The 24,725-nt window shown below is 72.7% G+C and carries 22 protein-coding genes; 9 read left to right on the top strand and 13 right to left on the bottom strand.

Going from position 1 to position 24,725, the window contains the following annotated elements:
• Window positions 1-21: 21 nt before the first annotated feature.
• The 3 genes from BMY89_RS23475 to BMY89_RS23465 all read right to left on the bottom strand — a co-directional run bounded on the left by BMY89_RS23475 (window position 22) and on the right by BMY89_RS23465 (window position 3,750).
• Entirely contained in the window at window positions 22-1,236 is a 1,215-nt protein-coding gene (locus tag BMY89_RS23475) for a glycosyltransferase (RefSeq protein ID WP_232521511.1), read from the bottom strand.
• Between the two features lie 106 nt (window positions 1,237-1,342).
• The gene (locus tag BMY89_RS23470; protein WP_092382215.1) at window positions 1,343-2,464 is read right to left on the bottom strand and encodes a glycosyltransferase; all 1,122 of its coding nucleotides are present in this window, start codon (window positions 2,462-2,464) and stop codon (window positions 1,343-1,345) included.
• Entirely contained in the window at window positions 2,464-3,750 is a 1,287-nt protein-coding gene (locus BMY89_RS23465) for a hypothetical protein (RefSeq protein ID WP_092382214.1), read from the bottom strand. Before BMY89_RS23465 ends, BMY89_RS23470 begins: the two co-directional genes overlap by 1 nt.
• A gap of 172 nt (window positions 3,751-3,922) precedes the next feature.
• Between BMY89_RS23465 and BMY89_RS23460 the strand changes: the two genes are divergently transcribed.
• The 6 genes from BMY89_RS23460 to hutH are packed head-to-tail and all read left to right on the top strand — an operon-like array spanning window position 3,923 to window position 11,815.
• Window positions 3,923-4,771: a MurR/RpiR family transcriptional regulator gene (locus BMY89_RS23460; protein WP_092382213.1), complete on the top strand. Its 849-nt coding sequence runs from the start codon at window positions 3,923-3,925 to the stop codon at window positions 4,769-4,771.
• 13 nt (window positions 4,772-4,784) lie between these two features.
• Window positions 4,785-6,497 carry a urocanate hydratase gene (hutU, locus tag BMY89_RS23455; protein WP_232521510.1) on the top strand — a complete coding sequence of 571 codons (1,713 nt, stop codon included), beginning with the start codon at window positions 4,785-4,787 and terminating at the stop codon, window positions 6,495-6,497.
• Window positions 6,498-6,508: 11 nt separating this feature from the next.
• Window positions 6,509-7,726 (top strand): allantoate amidohydrolase, encoded by a 1,218-nt coding sequence (locus BMY89_RS23450; protein WP_092382212.1) that lies wholly within the window; start codon window positions 6,509-6,511, stop codon window positions 7,724-7,726.
• Window positions 7,723-9,084, top strand: coding sequence for a formimidoylglutamate deiminase (locus BMY89_RS23445; RefSeq protein ID WP_092382211.1), 1,362 nt, complete (start codon window positions 7,723-7,725; stop codon window positions 9,082-9,084). The genes BMY89_RS23450 and BMY89_RS23445 overlap by 4 nt, the downstream gene beginning before the upstream one ends.
• Window positions 9,081-10,283 carry an imidazolonepropionase gene (gene hutI, locus BMY89_RS23440; RefSeq protein WP_092382210.1) on the top strand — a complete coding sequence of 401 codons (1,203 nt, stop codon included), beginning with the start codon at window positions 9,081-9,083 and terminating at the stop codon, window positions 10,281-10,283. Before BMY89_RS23445 ends, hutI begins: the two co-directional genes overlap by 4 nt.
• Window positions 10,280-11,815 carry a histidine ammonia-lyase gene (hutH, locus tag BMY89_RS23435; protein WP_092382209.1) on the top strand — a complete coding sequence of 512 codons (1,536 nt, stop codon included), beginning with the start codon at window positions 10,280-10,282 and terminating at the stop codon, window positions 11,813-11,815. The genes hutI and hutH overlap by 4 nt, the downstream gene beginning before the upstream one ends.
• Before the next feature lie 49 nt (window positions 11,816-11,864).
• On the opposite strand, the gene rdgB is transcribed toward hutH, so the two are convergent.
• The 10 genes from rdgB to BMY89_RS23385 all read right to left on the bottom strand — a co-directional run bounded on the left by rdgB (window position 11,865) and on the right by BMY89_RS23385 (window position 19,789).
• Window positions 11,865-12,482, bottom strand: coding sequence for an RdgB/HAM1 family non-canonical purine NTP pyrophosphatase (gene rdgB / locus BMY89_RS23430; protein WP_092382208.1), 618 nt, complete (start codon window positions 12,480-12,482; stop codon window positions 11,865-11,867).
• The gene (gene rph, locus BMY89_RS23425; RefSeq protein WP_092382207.1) at window positions 12,479-13,207 is read right to left on the bottom strand and encodes a ribonuclease PH; all 729 of its coding nucleotides are present in this window, start codon (window positions 13,205-13,207) and stop codon (window positions 12,479-12,481) included. The genes rdgB and rph overlap by 4 nt, the downstream gene beginning before the upstream one ends.
• A 55-nt stretch (window positions 13,208-13,262) precedes the next feature.
• Window positions 13,263-14,408: a glycosyltransferase family 4 protein gene (locus tag BMY89_RS23420; RefSeq protein ID WP_092382267.1), complete on the bottom strand. Its 1,146-nt coding sequence runs from the start codon at window positions 14,406-14,408 to the stop codon at window positions 13,263-13,265.
• Window positions 14,409-14,498: 90 nt separating this feature from the next.
• Window positions 14,499-15,245, bottom strand: a complete 747-nt coding sequence (locus BMY89_RS23415) for an MBL fold metallo-hydrolase (RefSeq protein ID WP_092382206.1) — start codon at window positions 15,243-15,245, stop codon at window positions 14,499-14,501.
• A 268-nt stretch (window positions 15,246-15,513) separates the two neighbouring features.
• Window positions 15,514-16,479, bottom strand: coding sequence for a PLP-dependent cysteine synthase family protein (locus BMY89_RS23410; RefSeq protein WP_092382205.1), 966 nt, complete (start codon window positions 16,477-16,479; stop codon window positions 15,514-15,516).
• Window positions 16,480-16,490: 11 nt separating this feature from the next.
• On the bottom strand, window positions 16,491-16,841 hold the full coding sequence (locus tag BMY89_RS23405) for a MoaD family protein (RefSeq protein WP_092382204.1): 351 nt from the start codon (window positions 16,839-16,841) through the stop codon (window positions 16,491-16,493).
• A gap of 63 nt (window positions 16,842-16,904) precedes the next feature.
• Window positions 16,905-17,393: a M67 family metallopeptidase gene (locus BMY89_RS23400; protein WP_092382266.1), complete on the bottom strand. Its 489-nt coding sequence runs from the start codon at window positions 17,391-17,393 to the stop codon at window positions 16,905-16,907.
• 53 nt (window positions 17,394-17,446) lie between these two features.
• Entirely contained in the window at window positions 17,447-17,941 is a 495-nt protein-coding gene (locus tag BMY89_RS23395) for a DUF2017 domain-containing protein (RefSeq protein WP_175510410.1), read from the bottom strand.
• A gap of 2 nt (window positions 17,942-17,943) precedes the next feature.
• Window positions 17,944-18,234, bottom strand: a complete 291-nt coding sequence (gene clpS / locus BMY89_RS23390; RefSeq protein WP_092382202.1) for an ATP-dependent Clp protease adapter ClpS — start codon at window positions 18,232-18,234, stop codon at window positions 17,944-17,946.
• A gap of 157 nt (window positions 18,235-18,391) precedes the next feature.
• On the bottom strand, window positions 18,392-19,789 hold the full coding sequence (locus tag BMY89_RS23385) for a P-loop NTPase family protein (protein ID WP_232521509.1): 1,398 nt from the start codon (window positions 19,787-19,789) through the stop codon (window positions 18,392-18,394).
• A 320-nt stretch (window positions 19,790-20,109) separates the two neighbouring features.
• On the opposite strand from BMY89_RS23385, the gene BMY89_RS23380 reads away from it, so the two are divergent.
• The 3 genes from BMY89_RS23380 to BMY89_RS23370 are packed head-to-tail and all read left to right on the top strand — an operon-like array spanning window position 20,110 to window position 24,686.
• Window positions 20,110-22,788: a LuxR C-terminal-related transcriptional regulator gene (locus BMY89_RS23380; protein ID WP_092382201.1), complete on the top strand. Its 2,679-nt coding sequence runs from the start codon at window positions 20,110-20,112 to the stop codon at window positions 22,786-22,788.
• Between the two features lie 16 nt (window positions 22,789-22,804).
• Window positions 22,805-24,091: a nicotinate phosphoribosyltransferase gene (locus BMY89_RS23375; RefSeq protein ID WP_092382200.1), complete on the top strand. Its 1,287-nt coding sequence runs from the start codon at window positions 22,805-22,807 to the stop codon at window positions 24,089-24,091.
• A 13-nt stretch (window positions 24,092-24,104) separates the two neighbouring features.
• Window positions 24,105-24,686, top strand: coding sequence for an isochorismatase family protein (locus BMY89_RS23370; RefSeq protein ID WP_092382264.1), 582 nt, complete (start codon window positions 24,105-24,107; stop codon window positions 24,684-24,686).
• Window positions 24,687-24,725: the final 39 nt, after the last annotated feature.

Raw genomic sequence — 24,725 nt, 5'->3', positions numbered from 1 at the left:
GCGATCGTTGCTCACGGCGCGCTATCGTCCCCGGCCCAGCTCGTTCTCCAGCAGGGTGCGCAGCACTGCGCCACGGCCTTCCCAGCCCTGCTCCGCCGCGCTCGCCATCCGGTCGGCCACCACGGTGTCGGACACCGGGTCGAGCAACTCCACCACACGGGCTGCGAAGTCATCGGCCTCGGCGACCGTGACGTGAGAATTCGTCTCGGCGAGCTCTCGCACCGACGGCAGCCCGGTGCTGAGTACCGCCAGACCGGAGGAGAGGTATTCGAAGCACTTCAGCGGGCTCACGCCCCGCGTGTAATCGTTGATCGCGTACGGGATGAGCCCCACGGCGCAGGTGCCGGCGATCTCGGCCAACCGCGCGGGGGTGAGGACACCGAGATGGCGGGCGCCCAACTCCTCGAGACGCCGCAGCTCAACGTCGAAGCTGCCGCCACCGGCGGCGAGCGGTCCGGCCAGCAGCAGCTCCCCCCGGCCGCGCAGGGCGGTGGCGACCGATTCGAGCAGCCGTAGGTCGAGCTTGTGGACGGTGAGGTTGCCGGAGAAGAGCACGGCGGGACGGCGCTCGGCCACTGGCCGGCTCGCCGCCGTGAAGACCGACACGTCCGCAACGTTCGGCAGCAGCTCGATTCGGGGAAAGCCGACGGCGGCGAGATGTTCCCGCACGGCCGTGCTGGTGGCGATGGCCACGGTGGTGCGCGACGACAGGGACGCCTCGCCACGGCCTACCGCCACGGCGTCCACGCCGGGGAAGGTCGCCAACAGGTCCACGCAGTGGTAGATCACGACGTCCGCCGACGCCTCCAGCCCGTACGTGACCGGGGTGAACGTCCAGAGGACGCGCGGCCGGGGGCCCGCCAGCCAGTCGCTGGTGGCGCGACGCAGCAGCGCCCGGTTGACCGGGAATGTCGGTGCCCGGTGTACCGGCAGCACCAGCGGCGACACGATCTGCGCGCCGGGTGGCCGGGGCCGGTGAGCCGGGGCGGCGTGCTCGCCGCCGAACGCCCGGCGGGCCCTCGACGCCATCCGGACGACATCGTCGCGCCGCAGCCTTGGCCGGCGTAGACCCAGTGACTCGACGAATGTCACCCGGGTGGTGTGGGCGAGTTCGCGCGCGACGTAATGCTGATTGGTCGCGATCGGGGAATCCCACTCGGCCGTGCCCAACATCAGAACGTCCGCCACCGACCCGTCACCGAGCCGGGACTGCTCCGGCACGGAGGCCGTCACCATAGGTCAACTCCCGCTCGCAGTGCTCTGAGCCCGGCGCAAGACTAAGGGAGGCGGCAGGCGAAGCCAATACCCGCCGGTCCGGCCCGGTCCCGGATGCCGAGGTCGGCTACGCCTCTTCGGCCAACCAGGCGGCGATGTTCGCCTGAAAGGCCTGGGGGGTGAACCGTCGGGCATTGGCCATGGTCGCCGCTGCGGACAGTCGCGTCGCCCGCCTTACCGGCGCCACGTACGCGGCCGGGTCGGTGGCGTCGAGAAGGACGCCGGTCTCGTCCGTCACCACGGTCTCCAGCAGGCCGCCACGGGCCCAGCCGACAACCGGCGTGCCGCAGGCCTGCGCCTCCACCGGAATCATGCCGAAATCCTCGAGCGCCGGATAGAGCAGCGCCATCGCCCCCCAGTACAGCTCGCGGAGCCGCTCCTTCGAGGGCCGAAACTCGAACTCGACCGGCACGTCGACCCGGGCAGCCAGCCGACGCAGGTTCTCCTCCTCCGGCCCTCCCCCGGCGATCACCAGAGGCAGGCGGGCCGCCGCGGCAATCTCGATCATCAGGTCGAAGTTCTTGTACGTGACCCAGCGGCCGACACCCAGCAGATAGCGGCGGTCCTGGTCACGCACCTGGGCCGGGGCCGCCCCGAAGTAGTCCACCTCGACCGGCGGGTTGATCACCCTTGCGTCGCGCCCCCAGTAGCGACGAATCCGTGCCTGCACCTCAAGGGAGTTCGCCGCGTAGCTGTGCACGTGCCGGCTCAGCCTCCGGTCACCTGCCTGGAGCACGGCGCGCACCGGTGCGAGCAGAGCGTTGGCGCCCCGCTGGTCCAGCTCCGGGCTCCAGACGTAGCGGGCCGGTGAGTGCACGTAGCTGAGGTGCCGGGTCCGATCCGGATTCCCGATCTTGGCAGTGTGCGCGAAGGCGTGACTCGACGACACAACGACGTCGTATCTTTTGCGGGTCAGCGTCCGCCAGGTCAACGGCATGGCGGGCAGCGCGAGGGCCTTGTTGCGCCGCAACGGGGTCTTCGCCATCCAGGACTCCTGGATGGCCTGGTCAACTGTGGCGTCATCGTCCTTCCACAGGACGAAGCGGTCCGCGTGCGGTACGACCTCGGCCATGCTCAGGAAGACCTGCTCGGAACCGCCGGTGGCACCGAACCACTCGTGGATCAGAGCGACACGACGGTCGGCGAGCGGTCGGCGCGCGGCCTCGGGTGTGGACGATGAGAGAGTCATCAGAAGACGGTGACGTCCCGGATGTAGCCGGCGAAGCGACGCAGTTGATACGCCTCGGGGACCGGTGCGGTCATCCGGACGACAACCTGGCGATTGATCAGACCCGCCTCGCCACTACGGAAGTAGGCGACGACGACCAGGCCGTGTCGCTTCTCACCGTCGATCTCGATGATCTGCTCGGCGAAGCTGCCGTACTGGCCGCTGCGGATCCACTGTGCACCCCAGGCCTCCTCGACCGCACGCATGGCGTTCTGCCACTGTTCGTTGCACGGTTCGGGACAGTTCCGCACGATCAGCTCGCCGCCGGTCAACTGGTTGCCCAACGCCGCGTTGCCGCAGTTGTACTTGACGTACCCGTCGGCCCGGGCGACGAGCGTGCACGTCCAGCCCTCCGGCACCTTGACCGGGAATCCGACCCCCTCGAGATCGACCAGCGTCTGCACCTGGTCCCGCTCCGTGAACTTTGGCCACTGCGTCGGCCACGCGCCGGGCTCCGGTGGCTCGATACCGGGCGACTGCGGCGGCGCGGTCGGCATCGGCGGCGGCGCCGCCATGTCGGGAGTCGACGCCACTGGCGGCACGGGGGCGTCGTTCCCACGGGAAAGCAGGGCGACGGCACCGGCGCTGGCGAGCACCACCAGGGCCAGTGCGGCGGCACCGATCCACAGCCCGGTACGCCGACGGGGCGGTCCCGAGGGTGTGATTCGACGGACGGGCGAGGCGAACGGGTCGCGGGGGGTGACGTCGACCGGCACCGGGTGTGGGGACGGAGAGGACGGTGCCAGCCCTGCGCCCGTCGCTGCCGGCGAGGCCGGAGCGCCGGAGATCGGGTGCGAGGCGAGCGCGGGCTGGTAGGGGATCGCCCCCGCCTGCGCTGCCCACGGCGGCTGCGGAGCGCCGGACGTCGGCTCGGGTGCCCCGGAGACCGGCTGCGGCGGCGCCGACACCGGTGGCGCCGAGGTCGGTGACGGGGAAGTCTGGACCGGCGTGTACTCGACGCCAAGGGAACGGAACAGCTTCTCCGCGCCCGGCCCGGCCTCGGCCGGATACGCCACCCACGGCGCGGCGGCGGAGAAGTCCGCATACGTGTAGGCCATATCCGAACCCTGGGCCAACGAGGTGACCATCCCCGCGAACGCCTCGCGCCAGCCCTCAGAGGCGGCCACCGTGGCGTCCAGGACGGCCACCGTGACGAGGCGCCCCTTGTCGTCGATGGCTGCCCACGCCTTGCCGACCGGCGACCCGCCCAGCAGGTGGGTGTACCGGTACGGGCCATCCGGCTGCATGGCAACTCCTCTGCTCGACCGCCGTGCGGATCCTATCGACCCGTCGCACCTCACCCTGCCCACCGGTCACCACACTCCGGGTGATCTTCCCGTAACCGCAGCTCAGCAGTAGTCCACTATGGAACTGTGAGATAGCTTGCTCAATGAAAGTTTTTATGCATAGAGTCATGGAATGAATGAGGCAGCTGCCATGGCGCCGACCGAACGGGTCGTCGGCCTGTTCGACGGGGTTCGGCTGACCCCGACGCAGCGGCGCATCGCGCACTGCCTGGTGCAGCACGCTCCCGCCATCGGCTACCTCTCCGCCGCCGAGGTCGCCGAGTTGGCCGGGGTCAGTCAGCCGTCGGTCACCCGGTTCGCGGTGGCGCTGGGCCACGACGGCTACCCCGCCCTGCGCCGCCGGCTGCGCGAGCTGACCGCCGCCGCGCCCGGTCCGGCCACCGCCGGCAACGAGCTCCAGCAGGCGGTACGCGCCGAGATCGGCAATCTGGATCGGCTGGCCGGACAGCTCGCCGACCGGGAGCGGATCGCCGAGATCGGCCGGCTGCTCGCCGCCAGCCGACCGTTGCCGGTGCTCGGTCTGCGGGCCGCCGCGCCGCTGGCCGCCTACTTCGCCTACTTCGCGGCCAAGGTGCATCCGGACGTGCGGGTGCTCGACGACGGTGGCAGCCTGCTCACCGACCGTCTTGAGCAGGCCGCCGAGGCCGGGGCGACCGCGCTGCTGGCGTTCGTGCTGCCCCGCTACCCCCGGGAGACCCTGGACGCGCTCCGCGAGGCCCGCGACGCGGGGCTGACCGTGGTCGCGATCACCGACTCGCCGGTCAGCCCGGCGGCCGAGTACGCCGACCTGGTGCTGCCCGCGGCGGTCGGCGCGCAGCTCGTCTTCGACCTGCACACCGCCCCGATGACCCTGGCCATGGTGCTGCTCCAGGCGATCTGCGATGCCGCGCCGGCCGAGACCCAGCGGCGGCTGGAGGCCTTCGAAGCCTCGGCCACCCGTCGACAGTTGTTCCTCGGTTAGGAGGAGATCCGCGATGACGCGATCCGACCAGGCCGCCCCCGGCACGGGACCCATTCAGGCCGCGCCCGGCGCGGGACCCATCCGCGCCGCGCGCGGCAGCGAGCGCACCGCCCGCGGTTGGCCGCAGGAGGCCGCGCTGCGGATGCTGATGAACAACCTCGACCCCGAGGTGGCCGAGCGCCCCGACGACCTGGTCGTCTACGGCGGCACCGGGAAGGCGGCCCGGGACTGGCCGTCGTACCACGCCCTGGTGCGTACGCTGACCGACCTGCGCGACGACGAGACGATGCTGGTGCAGTCGGGCCGGCCGGTCGGGGTGATGCGTACCCACGAGTGGGCGCCCCGGGTGCTGCTGGCCAACTCCAACCTGGTCGGCGACTGGGCCACCTGGCCGGAGTTCCGTCGCCTGGAGCAGCTCGGCCTGACCATGTACGGCCAGATGACCGCCGGGTCGTGGATCTACATCGGCACCCAGGGCATCCTCCAGGGCACCTACGAGACGTTCGCCGCCGTGGCCGCCAAGCTCGCCGGGGCCCGCGACGGGCAGCAGACCGGCGACGGCACCCTCGCGGGCACGCTGACGCTGACCGCCGGGTGCGGCGGGATGGGCGGGGCCCAGCCCCTCGCGGTCACCATGAACGGCGGCGTCTGCCTGATCGTGGACGTGGACCGCAGCCGGCTGGAGCGGCGCAGGCACGACCGCTACCTCGACGAGATCGCCGACAGCCTGGACGACGCGGTGCAGCGGGCCCTCGCGGCGAAGCGGGATCGGCGGGCACTGAGCGTGGGGGTGGTCGGCAACGCCGCCACGGTCTTCCCGGAGCTGCTGCGCCGGGGCGTGCCGATCGACATCGTCACCGACCAGACCAGCGCGCACGACCCGCTGTCGTACTTGCCGGAGGGGGTGGAGCTGGCCGACGCCCGGGACTACGCGACGGCCAAGCCGGCCGAGTTCACCGACCGGGCGCGGGCCTCGATGGCCAGACATGTCGAGGCGATGGTCGGCTTCCTCGACGCCGGCGCGGAGGTCTTCGACTACGGCAACTCGATCCGGGGGGAGGCACGGCTCGGCGGGTACGACCGGGCGTTCGACTTTCCCGGTTTCGTGCCGGCGTACATCCGGCCGCTGTTCTGCGAGGGCAAGGGCCCGTTCCGGTGGGCGGCGCTCTCCGGCGACCCGGCCGACATCGCCGCCACCGACCGGGCGATCCTGGAGCTCTTCCCGGAGAACGAGTCCCTCGCCCGGTGGATGCGGCTGGCCGGCGAGCGGGTCGCCTTCCAGGGCCTGCCGGCACGGATCTGCTGGCTCGGCTACGGCGAACGGGACAGAGCAGGCGTACGGTTCAACGACATGGTCGCCTCCGGCGAGCTGAGCGCACCGGTGGTGATCGGCCGGGACCACCTGGACTGCGGCAGCGTGGCCAGCCCGTACCGGGAGACCGAGGCGATGGCCGACGGCTCCGACGCGATCGCCGACTGGCCGCTGCTCAACGCGCTGGTCAACACCGCCAGCGGGGCGTCCTGGGTCTCCATCCACCACGGCGGCGGGGTGGGCATCGGCCGCTCCATCCACGCCGGCCAGGTCTGCGTCGCCGACGGCAGCGCCCTGGCCGGGCAGAAGATCGAGCGGGTGCTGACCAACGACCCGGCGATGGGCGTCATCCGGCACGTCGACGCCGGGTACGACACCCCGCACACCGGCGTCCGCATCCCGATGGCGGAGTGAGGAAGGGCCCCTTGTCAACGCATACGGTAGAGGAAGGGTCCCTTCCTGACAGGTTCCGGAAGCTGTGGGACGAGATCGCCCCGATCGGGCGCGATCCGGGCAGCGGCGGCTACCTGCGTTACGCGCTCACCGAGCCCGAGCTGCGGCTGCGCGGCTGGTTCCGGGAGCAGGCCGACGCGCGGGACATGCCGGTGCGCGAGGACGGCAACGGCAACCTGTTCGCCTGGTGGGGCGACCCGGACGCCGGGGACGCGGTGCTGACCGGCAGCCACTTCGACTCGGTGCCGCACGGCGGGGCGTACGACGGGCCGCTGGGCATCGTCAGCGCGTGGCTGGCCGTGGACGAGCTGCGCGCGGCCGGCGTCGCACCGGCCCGGCCGCTGGTCGTCGGCGCGTTCGTCGAGGAGGAAGGCGCGCGGTTCGGCGTACCGTGCCTGGGTTCGCGGCTGCTCACCGGGCAGATCGCCCCGGAGCGGGCGGCCGGGCTGCGCGACGCGGCCGGGGTGAGCTTCGCCGAGGCGCTGGGTGACCGGCCGGCGGGCGCCGACCCGGCGCTGCTCGGCCGGCTGGCCGCCTTCGTGGAGCTGCACGTGGAGCAGGGCCGCGCGCTGGTCGACCAGGCCGCGCCGGTGGCGGTGGCCAGCGCGATCTGGCCGCACGGCCGCTGGCGCTTCGAGGTCACCGGCGAGGGGAACCACGCCGGTACGACCCGGATGGCGGACCGCCGCGATCCCATGTTGACGTACGCCTTCACGGTGCTGGCGGCGAACAAGGAGGCCCGGCTTCGCGACGCCCACGCCACCGTGGGTCGGGTGGCCGTGGAGCCGAACGCGACAAACGCCATCCCGTCGCGGGTGACCGGGTGGTTGGACGCCCGCGCCGCCGAGCCGGAGACGCTGACCGGCCTGGTCGAGGCGGTCCGCGCCAAGGCCGCCGAACGGGCCCGGCGCGACGGCACCGAGGTTACCGTGGTCGAGGAGTCGGCGACCCCGCTGGTGGCCTTCGACGGTGGACTGGCCGACCGGCTGGCGCAGCTGCTGCACGCCCCGGTGCTGCCCACCGGTGCGGGTCACGACGCGGGGGTGCTGGCCGCGCACGTTCCCACGGCGATGCTCTTCGTCCGTAACCCCACCGGCGTTTCGCACTCCCCCGCCGAGTCGGCCACCGACGTCGACTGCGCCGCCGGGGTGACCGCCCTGGCCCGGGTACTTGAGGATCTGACCGGATGACCTCGACCCGCTGGCTCGCCGAGTACGCGTGGCTGCCCGAGCAGGCCGAGCCCACCGCGGACGTACTGATCGAGACGGTCAACGACCGGATCACCGGGGTGACCCCGCTGACGCCGGCCGGTCGGCCCGACGCCGGCGTCGACGTGCTGGTCGACGCGGTCCGGCTGCCGGGGCTGACGCTGCCAGGGCTGGCCAACGCCCACTCGCACGCCTTCCACCGGGCGCTGCGTGGACGCACCCACGCGGGGCGCGGCGACTTCTGGAGCTGGCGCGACCAGATGTACGCCGTCGCCGCCCGCCTGGACCCGGATTCCTATCTGGCGCTGGCGCGGGCGGTCTACGCCGAGATGGCGCTGGCCGGCATCACCTGCGTGGGCGAGTTCCACTACCTGCACCACGGGCCGGGCGGCACCCGGTACGCCGACCCGAACGCGATGGGAGCGGCGCTGGTCGAGGCGGCGGCCCACGCCGGGATCCGGTTGACCCTGCTGGACGCCTGCTACCTGACCGCTTCCGTGGACGGCCAGCCGCTGACCGGGCCGCAGCTGCGCTTCGGCGACGGCGACGCGCTGCGCTGGGCGGAGCGGGTCGAGGAGTTCAGCCCGGAGGGCGGGCACGCCCGGGTGGGCGCGGCGATCCACTCCGTCCGTGCGGTGCCGGCCGACCAGCTCGCCACGGTCGCCGCCTGGGCGGACCACCGCGACGCACCACTGCACGTGCACCTGTCGGAGCAGCCCGCCGAGAACGACGCCTGCCGGGCGGTGCACGGCCGCACCCCGACCCGCCTGCTCGCCGAGCACGGGGTCCTGCGCCGGTCCACCACGGCGGTGCACGCCACCCACCCCACCAGTGCCGACGTGGGCCTGCTGAGCGAGAGCCGGAGCGGGGTCTGCCTCTGCCCGACCACCGAGCGGGACCTCGCCGACGGTATCGGACCGGCCCGTCGGATGGCCGACGCCGGCATCCCGCTCAGCCTGGGCAGCGACAGTCACGCCGTGATCGACCCGTTCGAGGAGGCGCGGGCCGTCGAGCTGGACGAGCGGTTGCGTACCCGCCGGCGCGGCCACTTCGCCCCGGCGGAGCTGCTGACCGCGGCGAGCCAGGCCGGACATGCCGCGCTTGGCTGGACCGACGCCGGCCGGATCGCGGTAGGTGACCGCGCCGACCTGGTGACGGTGCGGCTGGACAGCGTACGCACGGCCGGGGTGAGGGCGGCGGGCGTCTGGTTCGCGGCGAGCGCCGCCGACGTCGCGCAGGTGGTGGTGGACGGGCGGGTCCTGGTGCGCGACGGCCGCCACCTGACCGTCGACGTGCCGCAGGAACTGTCCGCCGCTATCGCGGAGGTGACACCCCGATGAGTCTGCTGGTGGACAACATCGGTGAGCTGGTCACCAACGAGGCCGGTCGGGGCGAGGGCGGGCCGCTGGGCATCCGCCGCCGGGCCGCGGTGCTCGTCGAGGACGGCGAGGTGGCCTGGGTCGGCCCGGCCGCGGACGCGCCGGCCGCCGAGCGGCGGATCGACGCCCGGGGGGCGGCGGTGCTGCCCGGTTTCGTGGACAGTCACGCCCACCTGGTGTTCGCCGGGGACCGGGCCGCCGAGTTCGCCGCCCGGATGGCGGGGCAGCCGTACACCGGTGGTGGCATCCGGACCACGGTCGGCGCCACCCGCGCCGCCTCCGACGGCGAGCTGCGCGCGACCGTGCGCCGGCTGCACGCCGAGGCGTTGCGGCAGGGCACCACCACGATCGAGATCAAGAGTGGGTACGGCCTCACCGTCGCCGACGAGGCCCGCTCGCTGCGGATCGCCGCCGAGGTCACCGGGGAGACCACCTTTCTCGGCGCGCACGTGGTCCCGCCCGAGTACGCCGACCGCCCCGACGAGTACGTGGGGCTGGTCTGCGGGCCGATGCTGGCGGCTGCCCGGCCGTACGCCCGCTGGATCGACGTGTTCTGCGAGCGGGGCGCCTTCGACGCCGACCATGCCCGGGCGATCCTGACCTGCGGGCAGGCGGTCGGCCTGGGCGTACGGCTGCACGCCAACCAGCTCGGCCACGGCCCGGGCGTGCAGCTCGGGGTGGAGTTGGGTGCGGCCAGCGTGGACCACTGCACGCACCTGACCGACGCCGACGTCGACGCGCTGGCGTCGACCCGGTTCGACTGCATGTGCCACGAAGGCGGGCACACCACCACCGTCGCCACGCTGCTGCCCGGCGCCGAGTTCTCCACCCGCTCGCCCTATCCCGACGCGCGCCGGCTACTCGACGCCGGCGTCACCGTGGCGCTGGCCACCGACTGCAATCCCGGCTCGTCGTACACGTCGTCGATGCCGTTCTGCGTCGCGCTGGCCGTACGCGAGATGCGGATGACCCCGGCGGAGGCGGTGTGGGCGGCGACCGCCGGTGGCGCGCGGGCGCTGCGCCGCGACGACATCGGCGTGCTGCGGCCCGGCGCGCGGGCCGACCTGATCATCCTCGACGCCCCGTCCCACCTGCACCTGGCCTACCGGCCCGGGGTACCCCTGATCCGCAAGGTTCTGCACAACGGAGTTCCGCAATGACCGTGACCATCCAGCCCACCGGGATCTCCCCCGCCGACGTGCTCGCCGTGGCCCGCGGCACCGCCAAGATCGTCATCGACCCGGCCACCATCGACGCGATGGCGACCAGCCGGTCCATCGTGGCGGGCATCGAGGCCGCGGGACGTCCCGTCTACGGCGTCTCCACCGGTTTCGGGGCACTGGCCAATACCTTCGTCGCCCCCGAGCGCCGCGCCGAGCTGCAGCACGCGCTGATCCGCTCGCACGCCGCCGGGGTGGGCGCACCGATGCCCCGGGAGGTGGTGCGGGCGATGATGCTGTTGCGGGTGCGTTCGCTGGCGCTCGGGCACTCCGGGGTACGACCGCTGGTCGCCGAGGCCCTGGTGGAGCTGCTCAACCACGACGTCACCCCGTGGGTGCCGGAACACGGGTCGCTGGGCGCCTCCGGCGACCTGGCACCGCTGGCGCACTGCGCCCTGGTGCTGCTCGGCGAGGGCTGGGTGCTCGGCCCGGACGGCGAGCGGGTGCCCGCCGCGGCGGCGCTGGGCCGGGCCGGCCTCGCCCCCGTGCAGCTGGCCGCCAAGGAGGGGCTGGCGCTGATCAACGGCACCGACGGCATGCTCGGCATGCTGCTGCTGGCGATCCACGACGCGGCACACCTGTTCACCATGGCCGACGTGACCGCCGCGCTGGCGATCGAGGCGATGCTCGGCTCGGAGCGACCGTTCCGGCCGGAGCTGCACGCCATCCGCCCGCACCCGGGGCAGGGCGTGTCGGCGGCGAACATCCACCGGTTGCTGCAGGACTCGGCGGTGATGGACTCGCACCGCGACGACCTGGCGCACGCGGTGCAGGACGCGTACTCGATGCGCTGCGCTCCGCAGGTCGCCGGCGCGGCCCGGGACACCCTGGACTTCGTCCGCACCGTCGCCTCCCGCGAGCTGGTCTCGGTGGTGGACAACCCGGTGGTGCTGCCGGACGGCCAGGTCGAGTCGACCGGCAACTTCCACGGCGCTCCGCTGGGCTTCGCGGCGGACTTCCTGGCCATCGCCGCCGCCGAGGTGGGTGCGATCTCCGAGCGCCGGGTGGACCGGCTGCTCGACGTGACCCGGTCCCGGGACCTGCCGGCCTTCCTCTCCCCCGACGCGGGCGTCAACTCCGGGCTGATGATCGCCCAGTACACGGCGGCCGGGATCGTCGCGGAGAACCGGCGGCTGGCCGCGCCCGCCTCGGTCGACTCGCTGCCCACCAGCGGCATGCAGGAGGACCACGTCTCGATGGGCTGGGCGGCGGCCAAGAAGCTGCGTACGGTGCTGGACAACCTGACCAGCCTGCTCGCGGTGGAGCTGCTCGCCGCCGTACGCGGATTGCAGCTGCGGGCGCCGCTGACGCCGTCGCCGGCCGGGCGGGCGGCCATCGCCGCACTCCGTCCGGCGGCCGGCGAGCCCGGCCCGGACGTCTTCCTCGCCCCGGTGCTGGAGGCCGCCCGCACCGTGCTGGCCAGCCCCGACCTCCGCGCCGCCATCGAGGTCGAGCTGGGCCCCCTCGGCTAGCCGATCGTGCTGAGCCGACGGGCCACCAGGATCTCGGGTACGCAGTCGTTCAGGCGGTCGGCGGAAGCACCTTGGCGACCAGGGCGGCCAACTCACGCAGCGCTTTGCCGCGGTGGCTGATGGCGTCCTTCTCGTCGGGGCTCAACTCGGCGTTGGTGCGGTCCTGGCCGTCGCCGAGGAAGATCGGGTCGTAGCCGAAGCCGCCGTCGCCGCGCGGGGCGCGCAGCAGCCGGCCCGCCTGCCGGCCGTCGACGAGATGCTCCTTGCCGCCGGGCAGCACCAACGCGACCGTGCAGACGAAGGAGGCGCCCCGGTGCCCGTCCGGCACGTCGCCGATCTGGTCGAGCACCAACTGGAGGTTGGCCTGGTCGTCGCCGTGCCGGCCGGCCCAGCGGGCGCTGAACACCCCCGGCATCCCGTTGAGCGCGTCGACGGCCAGCCCGGAGTCGTCGGCGATCGTCGGCAGGCCGGTACGCCGGCACCCCTCCCGCGCCTTGATCAGCGCGTTCTCACCGAAGGTCAGCCCGGTCTCCGGCAGCTCGGGATACGCCTCGACGTCGTCGAGCCCGATCAGGGCGACCCGGTGCGCGCCGAGCGCCCCGTCCAGGATTCGCTGCAGCTCGATCAGCTTCTTGCGGTTCCGGGTGGCGAGCAGGACCTTGTTCATTGGAGCAGCGCCTTCCGCTGGGCTTCGGCCAGGTCCAGACAGCCCAGGACGGCCAGGTCGAGCAGGGCGTCCAGCTGCTCGCGGGCGAACACGCCCGCCTCGCCGGTGCCCTGCACCTCGACGAAATCGCCGGTGCCGGTGCAGACCACGTTCATGTCGACCTCGGCCGCCACGTCCTCTTCGTAGCACAGGTCGAGGCGCGGCTCCCCGCCGATCAGACCGACACTGATCGCGGCCACCGAACGGTGCATCACCGCCTCCGGCTTGCCGGTCAGGGCCTTGCGCGCGGCGAGCCAGTGCACCGCGTCGTGCAGGGCCACGTAGGCGCCGGTGATCGCCGCGGTCCGGGTGCCGCCGTCGGCCTGCAGGACGTCGCAGTCGAGCACGATCGAGTTCTCGCCGAGCGCCTTCAGGTCGATGCCCGCGCGCAGGCTCCGGCCGATCAGCCGGGAGATCTCGTGGGTACGCCCGCCGACCCGACCCTTGATGCTCTCCCGGTCGGACCGGGTGTTGGTGGCCCGGGGCAGCATCGCGTACTCCGCGGTCACCCAGCCCAGCCCGGAGCCTCGCCGCCAGCGGGGCACACCCTCGGTGACGCTCGCCGTGCAGAGCACCCGGGTCGCGCCGAACTCCACCAGCACCGACCCCTCCGGATGGGTGCTCCAGCCGCGGGTCAGGGTCACCGGTCGAAGTTGGTCGGGTCGCCGCCCGTCAGGTCGCGCCATGCCTGCACCCTATGTGGTGCGCTGATCGAACCATCCCGGGGTGTCCGCCCGTCGGTCACGACGCCGCCGGCAGGTCGACGACCGGGGTGGCGGCCCGGGCGGCCCGGTAGTGCCCGACGAGTTCGTCACCGACCGACGCCCAGCTGCGCCCGCTGACCGCCGCGCGCGCCGCGAGGCCGTACGCCTGGCGGCGGGACGCGTCGGCGACCAGCGCGGCCACCGCCTCGGCGACCGCCACCTCGTCCCCGGGCGGCACCAGGGTCCCGGTGCTCCCGGGCGTGACCAGATCGACCGGTCCGCCGCTGGCCGGCGCGACCACCGGCACCCCGCTGGCGAGCGCCTCCTGGATGGTCTGGCCGAAGGTCTCGTGCGGTCCGGTGTGCACGAACACGTCGAGGCTGGCGTAGAGGCGGGCCAGCGCGTCGCCCTGCTGCACGCCGAGGAAGCGCACCCCCGGCAGGTCCCGTTCGAGCTGGCGGCGCGCGGGACCGTCACCGGCGACGACGACCCGGACACCGGGCAGCCGGGCGGTGGCGGCGAGCAGTTCAACCCGCTTCTCCGGAGCGAGCCGCCCGACGTAGCCGACCAGAAGTTCACCTCCGGGCGCGAGCGCTCGGCGCAGGCTCGGGCAGCGCTGGCCGGGGTGGAAACGCTCGGCGTCGACGCCCCGGCGCCACAACCAGACCCGCTGCACACCGTGGGCGGCGAGGTCGGCGGCGGCCCGGGTCGAGGGGGCCAGCGTGCGCCGCGCCGAGTTGTGGATCTCCCGCAGCCGCCGCCAGGCCGCGGCCTCACCCCAGCCGACCCGGTACGCGCGGGCGTAGGCGGCCACATCGGTCTGGTAGACCGCGACGGTGGGCAGCCCGTGCCGGGCCGCCAGCACGGCCGCCCGCGCGCCGAGGACGAACGGACTGGCCAGGTGCACCACGTCGGGTGCGTGCTCCAACAGCACGCCGGCCAGCCGGTTGTTCGTCGGCACACCGAGCCGGAAACCCTGGTATCGGGGCAGCGGCACGCTCGGGATGCGGACCACCGGGTAGGGGTACCGGTCGGTGTCGCGGCGCAGCGCCCCGGGCGGGGCGGGAGCGATCACCAGCGGCTGGTGGCCGCGGGTGACCAGGTGCTCGGCGGCCCGCACGACCGAATGTGCGACACCGTTGACGTCCGGCGGGAACGACTCGGTCACGATGGCGATCCGCATGCCTCCCACCGTGGGGGCGGCAGCGAAGGTCCAGGAGACGTCCGGCTGGCCGGCCGGCGAACACTGCGGCACGAACCCGCGCCGGGCGGGTCAGATCTCGTAGCTGGCGCCGGGGCGGACCACTTCCAGCGGGCCGGCGTACGCGGCCGAGGCGGCGGCCACCGTGTGTGCCTCACTGCCCCAGGCGGGGACCAGGTGGGTCAGCAGCAGCCGCCCGACATTGGCCTTGGCCGCCGCCTCGCCCGCCTCGCCGCCGGTGAGGTGGAGATCCGGCGGGTTGTCGGCGCCGTCGAGGTAGCTGGCCTCGCAGAGGAAGACGTCGGCGTTCTGAGCCAGGCGCAGCAGCGCCTCGCAGGGGGCGGTGTCCGAGGAGTAGCAGAGCACCCGCCCGGCGTGCTCCAGGCGGACGCCGTAGGTCTCCACCGGATGCAGCACCCGGTCGACCGTGACGGTGAACGGGCCGATCGGGAAGGTGCCGGGTTGCAGCGAGTAGAACTGATAGACGTCCTCGACCGTGCTGTCCTCCTGCCCGTAGGCGGCGGCCAGCCGGTCGGGGGCACCGGCGGGGGCGTAGACCGGCAGTGGCGGATACGGGCCGTCGGGGGCGTACCGGCGCACCACCACGTAGGTCGCGGCGTCGAGCATGTGGTCGCAGTGCAGGTGGGTCAGGAGGATCGCGTCGGGGGCGTGCAGCCCGGCGTAGCGCTGGAGGGTGGACAGCGAGCCCGGGCCGAAGTCGACCAGGAGGCGGAAGTCCTCGGTCTCGACCAGATAGGCCGAGCAGGGGGACTCGGGTCCGGGGAAGCTGCCCGCACAGCCCAGGACGGTCAGTCGCATCGAGTTGTCTCGCTGTCACGGTAGGTAGTGATCGTGCCGGCCGCCGCTCCGGCGGTGATCACTACCGACGCGTACGCCACGCTGCGCAGCCTACGCCCGCCCGTGCAAGGGCAAGAATGATCTGCAGGAAGTTGTCACCAACGTGACACCGGTTTCGCCCGTCCGATCGACTCCCGATCACCGGAGTGGTTGGTGCGGACCGACCAACGCGACGAGGGCCACCGGCGGCGTGCCGGTAGCCCTCGTCGGATGCCGCTCGCGCCGCAGGTCAGGCCCAGAGCTGACCCTCCAGAGCCTCCTCGGCGTCGGCGAGGGTGCCGCCGTACGCCCCGGTGCTCAGATATTTCCAGCCGCCGTCACTGACCACGAACGCCACATCGGCGCGGCGCCCGTCGCGTACCGCCTCGTGCGCCACCGCCAACGCGGCGTGCAGGACAGCTCCGGTGGAGAAGCCGACGAAGAGGCCCTCCACCTCCACCAGTTGCCGGGTACGCAGCACCGCGTCCCGGGTGCCGACGGAGAACCGCCGGGTGAGCACGGTGGCGTCGTAGAGCTCCGGGACATACCCCTCGTCGATGTTGCGCAGGCCGTAGACCAACTCGCCGTACCGTGGCTCGGCGGCGATGATCTGAATGCCCTCTACCTTCTCGCGCAGGTAGCGACCGGTGCCCATCAGGGTGCCCGTGGTGCCCAGACCGGCCACGAAGTGGGTGACCGTCGGCAGATCGTGCAGCAGCTCGGGGCCGGTCGTCTCGTAGTGCGCCCGGGCGTTCGCCTCGTTGCCGTACTGGAAGAGCATCACCCAGTCCGGGTGCTCGGTGGCGATCTGCTTGGCGGTGGCCACCGCCTGGTTGGAGCCACCGGCCGCCGGCGAGAAGATGATCTCCGCGCCGTACATCCGCAGCAGCTGCACCCGCTCGGTGGAGACGTTCTCCGGCATCACGCAGACCAGGCGGTAGCCGCGCAGCTTGGCCACCATGGCCAGGGAGATGCCGGTGTTGCCGCTGGTCGGCTCCAGGATGGTGTCGCCCGGCCGGAGCCGGCCGGCCGACTCGGCGGCCCGGACCATGAACAGGGCCGCCCGGTCCTTGACGCTGCCGGTCGGGTTGCGGTCCTCAAGCTTCGCCCACAGCCGCACCGGCGGCGCCCCGTCGGGCACCGTCGGTGACAGTCGGGGCAGCCCCACCAGGGGCGTACCGCCGCAGGCGTCCAGGAGGCTGTCGTACCGCGCCATCGCGGCCGCCCTCAGCTCGCGGCGACGGGCACGCGGCGCCCGGCGGCGTTGTGCTGCGCGATCGCCGCGGCGGCCGCGAAGCCGAACGCACCGCCGGCCACCGCGGGCAGGATGGTGACGCTGTCACCGTCGTTCAGCTTGGCGTCCAGCGCGCCGAGGAAACGGACGTCCTCGTCGTTGACGTAGACGTTGACGAAGCGGTGCAGCGCGCCGGCCTCGGTGACCAGCCGCCCACGCAGCCCGCCGTGCCGGGAATCCAGGTCGGTGAGCAGGTCGTTCAGCGTGTCGCCGCTGCCCTCGACGACCTTCGCGCCGCCGGTGTAGCTGCGCAGGATGGTGGGGATGCGAACCTCGATGGCCATGGTGTCGTACTCCTTGATCGGGTGTGCTCGGTGACGGAGAAGGGTGTGCGGGGGCTGAGAAGATCAGCGACCCGAACACTCGTAGTCGACCGTCGCCGGGCTCTGCCCGAACATGTAGGACTGCACGGCGTGCGGATCAACCCCGGCGTCGAGGATCCGCACCGGCTCCTCGGTCACCACCCCGTCGGAGATCCGGAACGAACGGATCTCCTCCGTGTCGGGCTCGCGGGTGGAGACGAGCAGGTAGTGCGCACCAGGCTCACCGGCGAAGGCGATGTCCGTCCGCGACGGGTACGCCTCGGTGGCGGTGTGCGAGTGGTAGATGATGATGGGCTCTTCGTCCCGATCGTCCATCTCCCGCCAGACCCGCAACTGCTCCATCGAGTCGAACTCGTAGAAGGTCATCGAGCGGGCGGCATTCTCCATGGGGATGTGCCGGGTCGGGGTGTCGCTGCCGACGGGGCCGGCAACCACGCCACATGCCTCGTCGGGGTGATCCCGACGGGCGTGGGCGACGATCGTGTCGACGATCGACCGGTCGATGCTCAGCACGCCGCCAAGCCTAGCGCCGGCGGTCACCGCCCGCGAGGCGGTGCTGGTCACAATCAGTCGATCAAGGCGTTGAGCAGGGACTCCTGGAGATAACCGAGGTAGGCGTAGACCGAAAGCTGGAACACCCGGCTGGAGGCCGGGTCCTCCGCCACCGCGTCGTCGAGCTCCTCGCCCAGGTCCGTCCCGTCCTTGATCTCAAGCCGGACGCCCATCGCCAGCCGGGCGTCGTTGAGCGCCCGAAGCCAGGCCTCGGCCGCCTCGGCGTCCAGGCGGACCTCTCCGCCGCCGTCACCGGGGAGTGCGGCCAGGATCGCACCGGCCTGATCGATCTTGGCAGTCTTCAGGTCGCCCTCGGTGTAGCGGCGAAACTCGGCGGCGCCGGCCGCGTCATCCGGGTACGCCTCGGGAAAGAGCCGGCAGACGACCGGGTCGGTGTGGTCGAAACCGTCGGTGAGCAGGCCGACCACCTCGGAGGCGACCTTGCGCAGCACCCGCACCTCGTCCACGGCGAAGGTGGCGACGTAGCGGTCACCCCGGCGGCGGAACATGCTCACGACCGGTCCACCGTTGCCCAGAGACCGTACGCGTGCAACTGGGAGGCATCGTGTTCCATGCGCTCCCGGGCACCGCTGGAGACCACCGCCTTGCCCTTGTGGTGCACGTCCAGCATGAGCTGCTCCGCCCTCTCCCGGCTGTAACCGAAGAGCTTCTGGAACACCCAGGTCACGTAGGTCATCAGGTTGACCGGGTCGTCCCACACGATCGTCACCCACGGCCGGTCGGGTTCCGGCACCTCATGGGTGTCCGGAGTCTCGACCGGTGCAACCTGCGGAGCCGCCATACCCCCCATCGTGCCACCGGATCCGTGGAACCGAGGAACCGGAACGCCGGACCGGCCCGGATCACCACCGACGGCCGCGCCGTGACCACGACCGGTCGCCCTGTCGGCACGCGGCGCTGCCCCGCCTGCGCTGCCGGCGGGGTGGACACCGGGGCCGTCAGGCGAGCAGGATGCCGTGTTCAGCAGCATCCGACAGCACCGTGCCGAGCGAGAGGCGAATCGCCTCGAACCGGCGGGCGATCTCCCGCGACAGTTCCAGTTCGATCTCCCGAAGCGCCCGCTGGGCCCAGGCCCGCGCCGCGCTCGGATCGTTGTTGCCAGGCGTACGCCAGTGCTGCCAGCAGCCCCCGGCCAACGCCACCGCAACTGGTGGCAGCACCGCCGTACGGGCCGCCGTCGGGTACGCGGACAGCATGTCGACGGCTTCCGGACCGCTCAGTGACGTCACGCCCGCGTTACTGGTGACGAGCAGCGCCCGCTCCAACTCCTGCCCGGTGGTGTGGTCGGTCATGCTCCAGCGGACCGCCTGCTGGATACGCCGGTGGACACCCTCCGGCAGCGGTGCGCCGAAGAGCCGACCGGCGATGTCGTCGACGAGTTCGCGGACGTCGTGGTCGCACTGCGCGGTGGCCAGCAGCGACAACGCCGTCATCTCCCGGTCGAGCAGCTCGGGCAGGCCGGCACAGCCGACGCCGAAGACGATCTCCTGGACCAGCCGCAGGTGCATCTTGGCCAGCTCCAGCGCGAGGTGCTGCCGAATGCGCTGGGCGGCCAGCCGCGTCCGCCGGTCGAGCTGCTCGGCCCACTCGCCCGGTTCGGGCAGCACCGGCACCCGTCCGTGGGTGCCGGGCAACTCGGGCGGCTCCAGACTCGCCCGGCGCAGCCCCTCGTGGGCGGACCAGCCCACCAGCGCCCGTTTCAGGTCCGCCTCGCCGCCGGCGACCATCGGGAGCCAGCGGGCCTGCGCCAGCCCGGGCACGGCGGCGAGCAGCGCGGCCCGGTGCGCCTCGACGGTGACCGTGACCGGATCCACCGCCTGACCTCCGGACTCCCCCGATCCCTGCCCAGCCGCCGCGCCCTCGCCGACCGCCCAACCGCCGGCACCCGGCGTGACCGCGAAGAAGACCTGGACCGGGGTCCCGGCGATCTCGGACAGCACGGTCAGCTCGGCGGCGCTGAAGGACTGGTCCGCCGCGATCACGAACAGGAGCGCGCCGGCCCGACCGACCGCGTCGAGCAGGATGCCGGAGCCGGCCGCCCCGAGCGCGGCGATGTCCGGCGTGTCGACCAGGACGAAGCGTTTCAGCAACGGCTCAGGCAGGCTCAGCTCGACCCGGCGCGGCGGCCGGGCCAGCGCCGGCCCGACGGCCGGCAGGTCCGGCCGGTATGAGTGGGGCTGCCGGTAGCCGGGCACGTAGGCGTCCCGGGTGGCTGTCGCGGCGTGGCGTACCACCAGCAGAGCGCCGGGCGCACCGGCGAGCATTCCGGCGTCGAGTCCCAGCAGCGCGGCGAGCACCCGCTCCCGACCGGCGCCCGCAGGTCCCGCGGCGATCACCGCAAGCGGCTCGCGTGCGTCGGTGCGTGATACTCCGAGCCGCGTCGGAAACTGCGCTTGACCAGGAGGCATGGCGGCCTCGTCGGGCGTTCCGAGGTCAGGGAGCGGGCCCGGCATCATCAGTCGGCGGCCCTCCGAGGCAAGGCGGCCGGCGTGACCGGTCGCGGTGAGTATCCAGGAACGCACCCGGATTCCGGAAGAGTAAGGCTGCCAGCGTCGGGAACGGGACAATTGCGATACTCACGGGTAACTCTGCGACTACTCAACTTCACCCTCGCGCGCTACCGGGCCGACGGTAGTTCCGTCGATATGCTGCGCGAATGAGTCGGTGGAGCTTCGTGGGCCGCGCTGAGGAACTCGACCGCCTCCGGCTGGCGCTGAGCGGTGCCAGAGGGCGGGGCGTCTTCTTCACCGGCAGCGCGGGCATCGGCAAGAGCCGGCTGCTGCACGAGGGCGTCGCGGCGCTGCCCGGCGAGGAGTACGCGGTCTGGCGGATCGCGGCCAGCGCCACCACCGAGGCGATGGCCTTCGGCGGTCTGGTGCAGGTGCTTCCCGTCGAGCAACCGCAGGGCCTGTCCCCGGCCGGCATCCTGCGTTGGGCCGTGAACGTGTTGCAGCAGCAGGCCGCCGGCCGACGGATCGTGCTCGCGGTCGACGACGCGCACCTGCTCGATCCGCCGTCGGCCGCGCTGGTGCACCTGGTGGCCCGCGCGGACAACGCCTTCGTGGTCGGCACGCTGCGCGACGGGGAGCAGATCCCACTGCCGATCCGGGCACTGTGGACCGACGGCCTGGTCGAGCGCGCCGAGCTGAGCCCGATGACGCCCACCGAGACCACCAACCTGCTCACCGCCATTCTCGGCGGCCAGGTGGACAGCGGCTCCGCCGACCGGCTGGGCCGGCTCAGCGCCGGCAACCCGCTGCTGCTGCGCGAGTTGGTGCACGCCGCCAACACCGGCGGCGAGTTCACCGAGAAGTACGGCGTCTGGACCTGGACCGGCCGCCTGGAGCTGGCACCCAGCCTGACCGAGCTGATCAACATCCGGATCGGCCAGCTGACGCCCGGGGTACGGGCGGTGGTCGAACTGGTCGCGTTCGGCGAGCCGCTCGGGTTGCGGCTGCTGCACCAGGCCGTGGAGCAGCACGATGTGGAGTACGCCGAGGAACGCGGCCTGATCAGCATGGTCGAGTCCGACCGGCGGCTCGACGTCCGGCTGGCCCATCCGCTCTATGGCGAGGTGGTGCGCCGGCAGTGCCCGGTCAGTCGCACCCGCCGGTTGCAGGCACACCTCGCCGACCTGCTGGAGAAGGTCGGCAAGCGGCGGCGCGAAGACCTGCTGCGGGTGGCGAGGTGGCGGCTGGCCTCCGGCACCGCGCAGGACCCGGCGATGCTGATCGCCGCGGCCGGGGAGGCGTTCGCCCGCTACGACATACCGCTGGCGACCCGCCTGGCCCGCGCCGCGCTCGACGCCGGGGGTGGTTTCGACGCGGCCGAGCTGCTGGCGACCATCCTGATGTTCGGCGACCGGCCGGCCGAGGCGCTCGGTGTGCTCGACGCCGTCGCCACCGACACCGGCGAGGATGAGCGGCTCAGCCGGTGGCTGACGGTGCGCGGCATGGTGAGCTACTGGGGGCTGAGTCAGCCCTCCACGGTGGAGGAGATCGCCACCCAGGGAGCGAAGCTCACCGACTCCGCCGCGCAGGCCCGGGTCCGCGCCTTCGAGGCGATCATGCGCCTGCACCGGTTGGAGGCACCGACCGCGCTGCGGCTCGCCCAGGGCGTGCTGGACCGGCCGGCGGCCAGCGTCGCCGCCCGTGAGCTGGCCCGCTGCACGATCGCCCACCTGCAGGCCGTGCAGGGCCAACTCTCCCGCAGCGCCGCCGCGGTGGACCTGGTGCAGGCGAAGGTGGCCAGTTGGCGAGCGGACATGCCGTACCTGCAACTCGCCGTGGAGTTGGCCCGGGGCACCCGGCTGGCTCTCTCCGGCGACCTGACCGGCATCGACACCCTGGTCGCCGACGAGTTCGCTGACCTTGCCGACGCGGGCGACTTCCGGCTCGGCACCGGTTACCTGGCGATCCTGCGGGCGTACGCGGCGCGGTTGCGCGGGCGCAGCGACACCGCGTTGCAGGCCGCGCTCGGCGCCTGCGCGGTGCTGGCGACCAGCCAGGTCTATGCCGGGTGGGCCCAGGCCGAACGGGCGCAGGCCGCCGCGTTGCGCGGCGATGCCCGGCAGGCGGCCGAGGCGATCGCCGAAGCCGACCGCCTCCACTCGCCGAACATGGGTGTGCTCTACCCGTGGCTGGAGCAGGCCCGGGTTGCGGCGCTCGCGGCCGGCGGCGACCTGACCGGCGCGGTGGACAGGCTGCACGACCTGGTGGACCGGCTGCGCGCCGACGGCTTCGTCGGGCACGAGACCCTGGCGCTGCACGACCTGGTGCGGCTCGGCCAGGCCGGGGCACCGACCGGGCCGAGGTGTTCCGACGGCAGCCGCCGATCGGTCGCCCAGCGGCTCACCGAGCTGTCGGAGCAGGTGGACGGGGAGCTGCCGCCGCTGTTGGCGCGGCACGCCCGCGCGGCGGCCAACGGTGCGCCGGAGCAGTTGCTGGCCGCCGCCGACGGATTCATGGATCTGGGCCTCGCGCTCCCGGCCGCCGAGGCCGCGGCCGGCGCGGTACACCTGCTGCGACAGCGGCGCTCGCCGGATGCCGCCGCCGCCCGCGAGCGACTCGCCGCGCTGCTCAGCTGCTGTGACATGGTGCACACTCCGGCCCTGCAGGCGGCCACCCCGACGCTGACCGACCGGGAGTGGCAGGTGGCTCGGCTCGCGGCCGACGGTGGGACCAGCCGGGCCATCGGTGAGCAGCTCTTTCTCTCCGCCCGCACGGTGGAGAACCACCTGCAGCGCATCTACAGCAAGCTCGGGGTGGCCAGCCGGGCGGAGCTGAAGGCGGCGCTGCGGACTATCCCGGGCCGTGGCGGCACGACGGCAACCTGAACCCTAGGCTGAGGGTGTGCACACCCTTCGTCCCGCGCTGCTGACCGACCACTACGAGCTGACCATGGTCAGCGCCGCCCTGCGGGACGGCACGGCCCATCGGCGCTGTGTCTTCGAGGTGTTCAGCCGGCGGCTGCCGACCGGCCGCCGGTACGGTGTGGTCGCCGGTACCACCCGACTGATCGATCTGATCCGCGAGTTCCGCTTCGAGCCCGCCGACATCGACTTCCTGCGCCGCACCGGCGTCGTCGACGAGCAGGGCGCCGACTGGCTGGCCGACTACCGGTTCACCGGCGACATCGACGGGTACGCCGAGGGTGAGCTCTTCTTTCCCGGCTCGCCGATCCTGACCGTGTCCGGCAGCTTCGCCGAGTGCGTGGTGCTGGAGACGCTGGTGCTGTCGGTGCTCAACCACGACTGTGCGGTGGCCGCCGCTGCGGCGCGGATGGTGACCGCGGCCCGTGGCCGGGCGCTGATCGAGATGGGGTCACGCCGGGCCCACGAGGAGGCGGCGGTCGCGGCGGCACGGGCCGCCTATCTGGCCGGGTTCCGGTTCACCTCCAACCTCGCCGCCGGCCAGCGGTACGGCATTCCGACCGCGGGCACCGCCGCGCACGCCTTCACCCTGCTGCACGACGACGAGCGGGCGGCGTTCGCCTCGCAGGTCGCCACGCTGGGCACGGAGACCACGCTGCTGGTCGACACGTACGACATCAGTCAGGGCATCCGTACCGCGATCGAGGTGGCCGGGCCGAAGCTGCGCGCGGTCCGGATCGACTCCGGCGACCTGGCCGTGATCGCCCAGCAGTCCCGGCAGTTGCTGGACTCGCTCGGCGCCACCGAGACGAAGATCATCGTGTCGGGCGACCTCGACGAGTACGCCATCGCGGCACTGGCAGCCGAGCCGGTGGACTCCTACGGCGCGGGCACCGCCGTGGTCACCGGCTCCGGTGCACCGACGGCCGGCCTGGTCTACAAGCTGGTAGAGGTCGAGGGACGCCCGGTGGTCAAGCGATCCGAGCACAAGGGCACCATCGGCGGGCGCAAGGTGGCCGTCCGGCGGCACAAGCCGACCGGCACCGCCGTCGAGGAGGTCGTCGTCCCCCAGGGTGTACCCGACCACCGCCCCAACGACCGGCTGCTGCAACGGTCGTACGTCGCGGACGGCGATCCGATGGCCCTGCCGACGCTCGACGAGTCCCGGGAGCACCTGCGGCAGTGCCTGATCTCCATCCCGTGGGAGGGCCTGAAGCTCTCCGCGGGCGACCCGGCCATCCCGGTCACCGTGGTACCCGCGCAATGAAGGAGTGGAATCGGTGAGCAACGCGCTGATCATCGTGGACGTGCAGAAGGACTTCTGCGAGGGCGGATCGCTGGCCGTGGCCGGCGGCGCCGGTGTGGCAGCCGGGATCTCCCGCCTGCTGGCCGCCGAACCGGACCGCTGGGACCACATCGTGGCGACCAAGGACTACCACGTCGATCCGGGTGACCACTTCTCCGACTCACCGGACTACGTGAGCACCTGGCCCCGGCACTGCGTCGTCGGCACCTCCGGCTCGGAACTCCACCCCGAGCTGGCCACCGACCGGATCGAGGCGATCTTTCACAAGGGTGAGCACGCCGCCGCGTACTCCGGGTTCGAGGGGCACGCCGAGGGCGGCGAGGGTCTGGCCGACTGGCTGCGGCGACACGACGTGGACCGGGTCGACGTGGTCGGCATCGCCACCGACCACTGCGTCCGGGCCACCGCCCTGGACGCGGCCCGGGACGGCTTCACCACCACCGTGCTGCTGGACCTGACCGCGGCGGTCGCACCGGACACCACCGACGTCGCGTTGCGGGCCTTCGAAGGCGCCGGGATCACCACGCTCGGCACCCCTGTGATCAGAACCGCATGAGCCGGTAAATCGTTGGCGAGTGTCGTACCTGCCGTCGAG

Source organism: Micromonospora phaseoli (assembly GCF_900109115.1).
GTDB classification, from domain to species: domain Bacteria; phylum Actinomycetota; class Actinomycetes; order Mycobacteriales; family Micromonosporaceae; genus Micromonospora; species Micromonospora phaseoli.
Note: the sequence above shows the minus strand (reverse complement) of the source record. Positions and strands in the feature narration are given on the sequence as shown.